General features: G+C 72.5%; 7 protein-coding genes and 1 pseudogene. 7 read left to right on the top strand and 1 reads right to left on the bottom strand.

Features of this window, described 5'->3' with window-relative positions; translation table 11 throughout:
- Both ACWCRB_RS47540 and cobI read left to right on the top strand, forming a co-directional pair.
- Positions 1 to 705, top strand: a pseudogene (locus ACWCRB_RS47540) (cobyrinate a,c-diamide synthase); the annotation flags it as partial.
- Positions 702 to 1,445, top strand: a complete 744-nt coding sequence (gene cobI, locus ACWCRB_RS47535) for a precorrin-2 C(20)-methyltransferase (protein ID WP_451002030.1) — start codon at positions 702 to 704, stop codon at positions 1,443 to 1,445. The pseudogene ACWCRB_RS47540 and the gene cobI, both read left to right, overlap by 4 nt.
- Positions 1,446 to 1,450: 5 nt before the next feature.
- Here the strand turns inward: cobI and ACWCRB_RS47530 are convergent, their stop codons facing one another.
- A complete protein-coding gene (locus ACWCRB_RS47530; protein WP_451002029.1) occupies positions 1,451 to 2,191 on the bottom strand; it encodes a ZIP family metal transporter in 741 nt (246 codons plus the stop codon).
- A gap of 125 nt (positions 2,192 to 2,316) precedes the next feature.
- Here ACWCRB_RS47530 and cobM point away from each other — a divergent pair, with 125 nt between their 5' ends.
- From cobM to cobC, 5 genes are all read left to right on the top strand, one after another.
- The gene (gene cobM, locus ACWCRB_RS47525) at positions 2,317 to 3,156 is read left to right on the top strand and encodes a precorrin-4 C(11)-methyltransferase (protein WP_451002028.1); all 840 of its coding nucleotides are present in this window, start codon (positions 2,317 to 2,319) and stop codon (positions 3,154 to 3,156) included.
- Positions 3,153 to 4,424 (top strand): precorrin-6y C5,15-methyltransferase (decarboxylating) subunit CbiE, encoded by a 1,272-nt coding sequence (cbiE, locus tag ACWCRB_RS47520; RefSeq protein WP_451002027.1) that lies wholly within the window; start codon positions 3,153 to 3,155, stop codon positions 4,422 to 4,424. Before cobM ends, cbiE begins: the two co-directional genes overlap by 4 nt.
- Positions 4,421 to 6,127, top strand: a complete 1,707-nt coding sequence (cobJ, locus tag ACWCRB_RS47515; protein WP_451002026.1) for a precorrin-3B C(17)-methyltransferase — start codon at positions 4,421 to 4,423, stop codon at positions 6,125 to 6,127. The genes cbiE and cobJ overlap by 4 nt, the downstream gene beginning before the upstream one ends.
- Before the next feature lie 124 nt (positions 6,128 to 6,251).
- Entirely contained in the window at positions 6,252 to 7,193 is a 942-nt protein-coding gene (locus ACWCRB_RS47510; RefSeq protein WP_451002025.1) for a sirohydrochlorin chelatase, read from the top strand.
- A complete protein-coding gene (cobC, locus tag ACWCRB_RS47505) occupies positions 7,183 to 8,274 on the top strand; it encodes an Rv2231c family pyridoxal phosphate-dependent protein CobC (RefSeq protein ID WP_451002024.1) in 1,092 nt (363 codons plus the stop codon). The genes ACWCRB_RS47510 and cobC overlap by 11 nt, the downstream gene beginning before the upstream one ends.
- Positions 8,275 to 8,378 lie beyond the last annotated feature (104 nt).

Genomic DNA, 8,378 nt, shown 5'->3' with positions numbered 1-8,378 from the left:
CCCCCGCCGCCCCTACCCGTCCCATCCCTGGGGGCTGCCGCCCCCAGACCCCCGCTTCGGCCTGAACGGCCTCGTCCTCAAACGCCGGACGGGCTAAAAACACCGCCGGTCGTCGCTCTTGCCGGCGGTGCCGCCTTTACCTTCTCCTATGCCGAGCAGGCCGAGTTGTTGCGGGCCGCCGGGGCCGAGGTTGTTGTGTTCGATCCGCTTCGGGATGAGGAACTGCCCGATGGGACACGTGGGTTGGTTGTCGGGGGTGGGTTTCCCGAGGTGTACGGCGGCGAGTTGTCCGCCAATGAGACGCTCCGCAAGTCCGTCGCTGCGCTCGCGGAGAGTGGTGCGCCCGTTGCCGCCGAGTGTGCCGGGTTGCTGTATCTGTGCCGGGAGTTGGACGGGCTGCCGATGTGCGGGGTGCTCGATGCGACCGCGCGGATGAGCGAGCGGCTCACCCTCGGGTATCGCGATGCCGTGGCCGTCAGTGACAGTGCCCTTGCCGTTGCCGGGACCCGGATGCGGGGGCACGAGTTCCATCGGACCGTCGTCGAGCCCGGGGCGGGGGCCGAGCCCGCTTGGGGCGTGGTCGCCCCTACCCGGCGGGTCGAGGGATTTGTACAGCGAGGTGTGCACGCCAGCTATCTGCACACGCACTGGGCGTCGGAGCCCGGTGTCGCCCGTCGGTTCGTGGAGAGGTGCCGTACGTCATGAGCAGCGAAAGTGGCAGCAGGCTTGTCGGTGTGGGGGTCGGGCCCGGTGATCCCGAGCTGGTGACCGTGAAGGGCGTCAACGCGCTGCGTGCCGCCGATGTGGTCGTCGTACCTGTCATGGACAGCGGCGAGCGGGGGCGTGCCGAGGCCACCGTGCTGCACTACGTGCCCGTGGAGAAGGTCGTCCGGGTCGTCTTCGCGCTCAACGAGCGGTCCGACCGGGCGCGGCGCGAGGCCGCCTGGGATGCCGCCGGTGCTCGGGTCGCCGAGTTGCTCGGGGCTCACTCCGTCGTCGCGTTCGCGACCATCGGCGATCCCAACGTGTACTCGACGTTCACCTATCTCGCCCAGACGATCGGGGAGCTGGTGGCCGGCGTCGTCATCGAGACCGTTCCCGGTATCACCGCCATGCAGGATCTGGCGGCGCGGTCCGGTGCCGTGCTCACCGAAGGCACCGAGCCTCTCACCCTCGTGCCCGTCACCGCCGGGGCTGCCACGCTCAAGGACGCCCTCGCCGGGCCCGGCACGGTCGTGGCGTACAAGTTCGGGCGGCAGGCCCAGGAGGTCGCCGAGGCCCTGCGGGAGAGCGGGCGGATCGACGACGCGGTGTGGGGGTCGGCTCTCGGGCTGGCGGACGAGTCCATCCGGCCCGCCGGTGAACTCGGTGATGAGCCCCTCCCCTATCTCTCCACGCTCATCGCGCCCGCGCGACGTGACGGCGGGCGGGGCGGCAAGTTGTGATCATCTCAGCCCGATACGCCCACAACGAGCCAGATGAACACCACGCCCGCGACCGTGCACAGCACCGTCGAGTGCGCGGGGTGTTCGTGGTGGGCCTCGGGGAGGATCTCGGCGGCGGCGAGATAGAGCAGGACGCCGCCGAAGAGGCCGAGATAGCAGCCCAGCGCCTGTTCGGGGATCGTGAAGAGAAGCGTCGAGGCCGCGCCCGCCACCGGTGCCACCGCGTCGGCGAACAGCATGGCCAGGGCCTTGCGGCGGGCGTTCCCGTACAGGCTCGTGATCGTGTACGTGTTGAAGCCGTCGGCGAAGTCATGGGCGATCACGGCGAGCGCGACCGCGAGGCCCATCCCGCCGCCCACCTGGAAGGCGGCGCCGATCGCGACGCCGTCCATCGCACTGTGGCCGACCATGGCCGCGGCGGCCGTCAGACCGACCTGAGGCGTCCGGCCACCGTTCTCCCCGATTCCCGTACTCGCGCCGTGCGCCGCCTGTCGTACCGCCAGCAGACGTTCCACCAGATGGGCCAGCAGAAAGCCGGCGACGAACAGCAGCAGCGCGGCCGGTACGCCGAACACCTCCTCGCCCGCCGCGTCCAGTGCCTCCGGCAGCAGATCGAGGCCGACCACGCCCAGCATCAGGCCGCCGGCCAGGCCCAGGACGAGATGGCGGCGGTCGGTCACACGCAGTGCCGTCCAGCCGCCGGCCAGCGTCATCAGGAACGCGCCGAGCGCGACGAAGACCGCCATGTGCTCTTGCTATCCGATCAACCCGCCTTCGCGCACGTCCAACTCCCCTGAACTCCCCGAACGCCCGCAAGTCCAGCAAGTCCAGCAAGTCCAGCAGCATGTTCCGTACGAGAGGATCCCGCCCCATGGCTCCCACGGCCGACGTTCCCACTGGCGCTCCCACCGGCAAGGTGACGTTCGTCGGTGCCGGCCCCGGCGCCGCCGATCTGCTGACCTTCCGCGCCGCCCGCGCCATCGCCGACGCGGATGTCGTGATCTGGGCGGCCAGCCTCGTACAGGAGGCCGTGCTCGAACACGCGCGCGCGGGGGCGGAGATCCTCGACTCGGCGACGATGTCACTCGAAGACGTCGTCGCCGTGTACGAGCGTGCCGTGCGCGAGGGTCTGCGCGTGGCCCGTATTCACTCCGGCGATCCCGCGCTCTGGGGCGGTACCCAGGAGCAGGTCGACCGCTGTGCCGAGATCGGCATCGAGACCGAGATCGTGCCCGGTGTCTCCTCCTTCTCCGCGGTCGCCGCCCTCGCCCAGCGCGAGCTGACCATTCCCGAGGTCGCGCAGTCCGTGATCCTCACCCGGCTGGGCGGCGGCAAGACGCCGATGCCGCCGGGGGAAGAGGTGCGGGAGTTCGCCCGGCACGGGACGACGATGGCGATCTTTCTCTCCGCCGCGCGCAGTGGGCAGCTGGTGCGGGAGCTGCTGGAAGGCGGCTATCCGTCCACGACGGCGGTCGTCATCGCCTACCAGGCGACCTGGCCCGAGGAGCTGGTCGTGCGGTGCACGATCGAGACGCTGGAGGAGACGGTCAAGGAGCACAAGCTGTGGAAGCACACCTTGTTCCTGATCGGCCCGGCCCTCGACGCCAGCGGCACCCGCTCGCACCTCTACCACCCCGGCCACTTCCACGGGTTCCGCAAGGCCGACCCTGCCGCCCGCCGGGCGCTGCGCGAGCGAGGGGCGAGTACGTGATCACCGTCATCGGTACGGGGACGGCGGCGCCGCTGCTGCCGGAGGCCACGGCCGCCGTTGCCGGGGCCGCCCTGGTCGTGGGCGCCCGACGGCATCTGGCGGCGGCCCCGGTGCCCGAGGGCGCGGAACAGGTCGTCCTCGGTGCGCTGGCCCCTGCCCTCGACATCATCGAGGAGTACGTCGGGAAGGAGCGGGCCGTTGTCGTGCTCGCCTCCGGTGATCCCGGGTTCTTCGGGATCGTGCGGGCGCTGGCCGAGCGGTTCGGGGCCGGGCGGCTCGATGTCCGGCCGGGGGTGTCCTCCGTCGCGGCTGCGTTCGCCCGGACGGGGCTGACCTGGGACGACGCGGTGGTCGTCAGCGCGCATGGGCGGGCGCTGCGTACGGCGGTCAACGTGTGCCGGGCGCGGCCCAAGGTGGCCGTACTGACCGGGCCCGGCGCCGGGCCCGCCGAGCTGGGCGCGGCCTTGGCCGACGGTCCGGACGGGCGCGTCCTGGTCGTCGCCTCCGCTCTGGGCGACCCCGTCCTCGAACGCGTCGAGCGGGTCACGCCCGCCGAGGCGGCGGCGCGGGACTGGGGCGACGCGGTGAGTGTGGTGTTGTGTCTCGATGAGGCCCGTGTCCTCGCTCCGGTGCGTGTCACGGTCGCCGGGGAGGCCGTCGGTCCCGGTCAATGGGCCCTGGACGAGGGCGAGTTCGCCCACCGGGACTCGATGATCACCAAGTTCGAGGTACGGGCCCTGGCGCTGGCCCGGCTCGGGCCGCGTCTCGGCGATCTGGTCTGGGACATCGGTGCGGGCTCGGGGTCGGTGGCCGTGGAGTGCGCGCGGCTCGGGGCCGCCGTCGTCGCCGTCGAGAAGACGCCGGACGGCGCGGAGCGGGTGCGGGCCAACGCCGCCGCGCACGGTGTCGATGTGCGGGTGGTGGAGGGGGTCGCGCCTGATGACCTGCCCGCGCCCGCCCACGAACTCTCCGATCCCGACGCCGTGTTCATCGGCGGGGGCGGGCGCGAGCTGCCCGCCATCGTCACCGCGTGCGCGCTGCGGGCCCGGCGGACGGTGGTCGTCGCGCTGGCCGCCCTCGACCGGGTACCGGCGGTACGCGAGGCCCTCACCAGGGCCGGGCTCGACTGCGACGGCGTCCTGCTCCAGTCGTCCCGGCTGGCGCCCCTGCCGGGTGGGGTGACCCGCCTCGCGGCGACCAATCCCGTTTTCCTGCTCTGGGGCACCCGCCCCGCAACACACATGGACGAACAAGGAGTTGCCCTGTGATCGGCCTGATTTCCGCGACGGCGGCGGGCGCGGCGGCGCGTGATCGGCTCGCCGCCGCCTGGCCCGACCGTACGCGTGTGTACGAGGGGCCGGTCGCCGACGCCGTCCGGCGCGCGTTCGGAGAGTGCGAGCAGCTCGTGTGCTTCCTGGCCACGGGAGCGGTCGTACGGCTGGTCGCGCCACTGCTGTCCGACAAGGCGTCCGACCCCGGTGTGGTGTGCGTCGACGAAGGCGGGCGGTTCGCGGTCTCGCTGGTCGGCGGTCATGGCGGCGGGGCCAATGAACTCGCCCTCGCGGTGGGGAAGTTGCTGGGTGCGGAGCCGGTGGTGACCACCGCGACGGACGTCGTGGGGGTGCCGGGGCTCGACACGCTCGGGATGCCCGTCGAGGGGGATGTCGCGGGGGTCTCGCGGGCGCTGCTCGACGGTGAACCCGTCGCGCTGGAGCTGGAGTTGAGCTGGCCGCTGCCCGCGCTGCCGCCGAATGTCGGGAGTGGGGTGCCTGGTGATGGGCCGACGATCCGGGTTACGGACAGGGCCGTTGAGCCTGCCGGGTCCGAGGTCGTGCTCCGGCCGCCGTCGCTTGTCGTCGGTGTGGGTGCCTCGAAGGGGGCCCCGGTCGACGAGGTGTTCGGGCTGGTGCAGGGCGCGTTGGCGGACGCTGGGCTCTCCGTGGCCTCCGTCGCCGCGCTGGCCACCGTCGACGCGAAGGCGGGCGAGCCGGGGATCGTCGGGGCCGCCGAGCGGCTCGGGGTGCCTGTACTGACGTACTCCGCCGACGAGTTGGCCGGGATCGACGTGCCGAACCCGTCCGCCGCGCCACTCGCCGCCGTCGGTACACCGTCCGTGGCGGAAGCTGCGGCACTCGTCGGCGGGGGCGAACTCCTCGTGCCCAAGCGGAAGTCGGAGCGTGCGGACGGGGCGCCGGCCATGGCGACCTGTGCCGTCGTACGGCGGCCCGGGCGCGGGCGGCTCGCGGTCGTCGGGCTCGGGCCGGGGGCGCGGGATCTGCTGACCCCGCGTGCCGAGGCGGAGTTGCGGCGGGCGTCCGTGCTCGTGGGGCTCGATCAATACGTCGACCAGATCCGCGATCTGCTGCGGCCCGGAACCCGGATCCTGGAGTCGGGGCTCGGGGCCGAGGAGGAGCGGGCGCGGACGGCGGTGGCCGAGGCCCGGAAGGGGCAGGCGGTCGCGCTGATCGGCAGCGGGGACGCGGGCGTGTACGCGATGGCGTCGCCCGCGCTCGCCGAGGCGTCCGACGACATCGACGTGGTCGGGGTGCCGGGCGTCACGGCGGCCCTCGCCGCCGGGGCGATCCTCGGGGCCCCGCTCGGCCACGACCATGTCTCCATCAGCCTCTCCGACCTGCACACGCCCTGGGAGGTCATCGAGCGGCGGGTGCGGGCGGCGGCCGAGGCGGACATCGTCGTGACGTTCTACAACCCGCGCAGCCGGGGCCGTGACTGGCAGCTGCCCAAGGCGCTCGCCGTCCTCGGCGCGCACCGGGAGCCGACGACGCCCGTGGGTGTCGTACGGAACGCGTCACGACCCGACGAGTCCAGCCGCGTCACGACGCTGGCCGGCCTCGACCCGGCGACGGTCGACATGATGACGGTCGTGACCGTCGGCAACACCGCGACCAGGAACATCGCGGGCCGTATGGTGACGCCTCGGGGTTATCGCTGGCAGGAGACGGTGCGATGATCATCCGTGCCGCGCGGCTGCCCGGCCCACTTCTCAACACCCATACGTTTCATACGTTTCACCCCACTTCACAGGCCGCTGCACAGTCCACTGGACAGTCCGCTTCACCGTTCGAGGAGAAATCGTGACCACCCCGCCGCCCGCCCTGCTCATCGCCGGCCACGGCACCCGGGACGAGGCCGGAGCCGAGGCCTTCCGTGACTTCGTACGGGAGTTGGGGCGCCGCAATCCCGAACTGCCCGTCGCGGGCGGCTTCATCGAGCTGTCGCCGCCGCCGCTGGGCGACGCCGTGACCGAGCTGGTGGAGCGAGGGGTACGGAGGTTCGCCGCCGTTCCGCTGATGCTGGTGTCCGCCGGGCACGCCAAGGGGGACATCCCGGCGGCGCTGTCCCGCGAGAAGGAACGGCACCCGGGGATCTCGTACACGTACGGGCGTCCGCTGGGCCCGCACCCGGCGCTGCTGGCGGTTCTGGAGCGACGTCTGGAGGAGGCCCTGGGGGGCGTCGGGGCGCGTACGCCCGCCGACCGGGCCGACGTGACCGTGCTGCTGGTGGGGCGCGGCTCCACCGACCCGGACGCCAACGCCGAGGTGCTCAAGGCGGCGCGGCTGCTCTGGGAGGGGCGCGGGTACGCCGGTGTGGAGACGGCGTTCGTGTCGCTGGCGGCGCCGGACGTGCCGTCGGGGCTCGACCGGTGTGTGAAGCTGGGTGCGCGGCGGATCGTTGTCCTGCCCTACTTCCTGTTCACCGGGATCCTGCCGGACCGGGTGCGTCAGCAGACCGAGGGCTGGGCCGCCGCACATCCGGAGATCGACGTGCGGTCCGCCGAAGTCATCGGTCCGGAGCCGGAGTTGCTCGATCTGGTGATGGAGCGGTACCGGGAGGCCGTGCAGGGCGATCTGCGGATGAACTGCGACTCGTGCGTGTACCGGATCGCGCTGCCCGGTTTCGAGGACAAGGTCGGGATGCCTCAGCAGCCGCACTTCCATCCGGACGACGACGGCCATCACGACGGTCACCTTCATGGGCAGCACTCACACGGGCACTCGCACTCTCATGCGCACTGACAGAGACACCGATACCGGCACAGGCGCCGGCACGCACGATCTGCGGCACCACGGGGACGCCGAAGTCCGTGACGACGGCGCCAAGTTGGTCGACCTCGCCGTGAACGTCCGGGCCGGTACTCCCCCGGCCTGGCTGCGCGAGCACATCGCCGGGTCGCTGGACGGGCTCGCCGCGTATCCCGACGGGCGGGCCGCGCGGGCGGCGGTGGCGGCCCGGCACGGGGTCCCGGTGGAGCGGGTGCTGCTCACCGCCGGGGCCGCGGAGGCCTTCGTGCTGCTGGCGCGGGCGCTGGAGGTACGCCGGCCGGTGGTCGTGCATCCGCAGTTCACGGAGCCGGAGGCGGCGCTGCGGAACGCTGGGCACCGGGTGGAGCGGGTGCTGCTGCGGGCCGAGGACGACTTCCGGCTGGACGTGGCGCTCGTGCCCGAGGAGGCCGACCTGGTGGTGATCGGCAATCCCACGAATCCGACGTCGGTGCTGCATCCGGCGGGTGTCGTTGCCCAACTTGCCCGTCCTGGGCGGACGTTGGTGGTCGACGAGGCGTTCATGGACGCGGTGCCGGGTGAGCGGGAGGCACTGGCCGGGCGTACAGATGTGCCCGGGCTTGTGGTGCTGCGGAGTCTGACGAAGACGTGGGGGCTGGCGGGGCTGCGGATCGGGTACGTGCTGGCGGCGCCGTCGACGGTGGTCGAGCTGGAGCGGGCGCAGCCGTTGTGGCCGGTGTCCGCGCCGGCGTTGGCTGCGGCGGAGGCGTGCGTGTCCGGGCCGGCGCTGGCGGAGGCGGAGGCGGCGGCTCGGCGGATCGCCGCCGACCGGGCTCATCTTGTTGCCGGGCTGGCCGAGTTCGGGTCGGACGGGGTGCGGGTGGTGGGGCCGGCGGAGGGGTCGTTCGTGCTGGTGCGAGTGCCTCGGGCGGATGTGGTGCGGGGGCATTTGCGGGGGTTGGGGTATGCGGTGCGGCGGGGGGACACGTTTCCTGGGCTGGGGGAGGAGTGGTTGCGGGTGGCTGTGCGGGATCGGGTGACGGTGAATGGGTTTTTGCAGGCGTTCGATCGGGCGGTGATGTTGGCTGGTCGGTGAGGTTTTCGCCCCCGCCGCCCCTACCCGTCCCATCCCCTGGGGGCTGCGCCCCCAGACCCCCCTTTCGGCCTGAACGGCCTCGTCCTCAAACGCCGGACGGGCTG

The organism is Streptomyces sp. NPDC002156 (genome assembly GCF_053593675.1).
The sequence above is the reverse complement of the archived record's forward strand: the minus strand, read 5'-3'. Positions and strand labels throughout refer to the sequence as shown.

Coding starts and splice junctions, on each gene's coding strand:
- cobI (WP_451002030.1), top strand. CDS start 702: ATGAGCAGCGAAAGTGGCAGCAGGCTTGTCGGTGTGGGGGTCGGGCCC.
- ACWCRB_RS47530 (WP_451002029.1), bottom strand. CDS start 2,191: ATGGCGGTCTTCGTCGCGCTCGGCGCGTTCCTGATGACGCTGGCCGGC.
- cobM (WP_451002028.1), top strand. CDS start 2,317: ATGGCTCCCACGGCCGACGTTCCCACTGGCGCTCCCACCGGCAAGGTG.
- cobC (WP_451002024.1), top strand. CDS start 7,183: ATGCGCACTGACAGAGACACCGATACCGGCACAGGCGCCGGCACGCAC.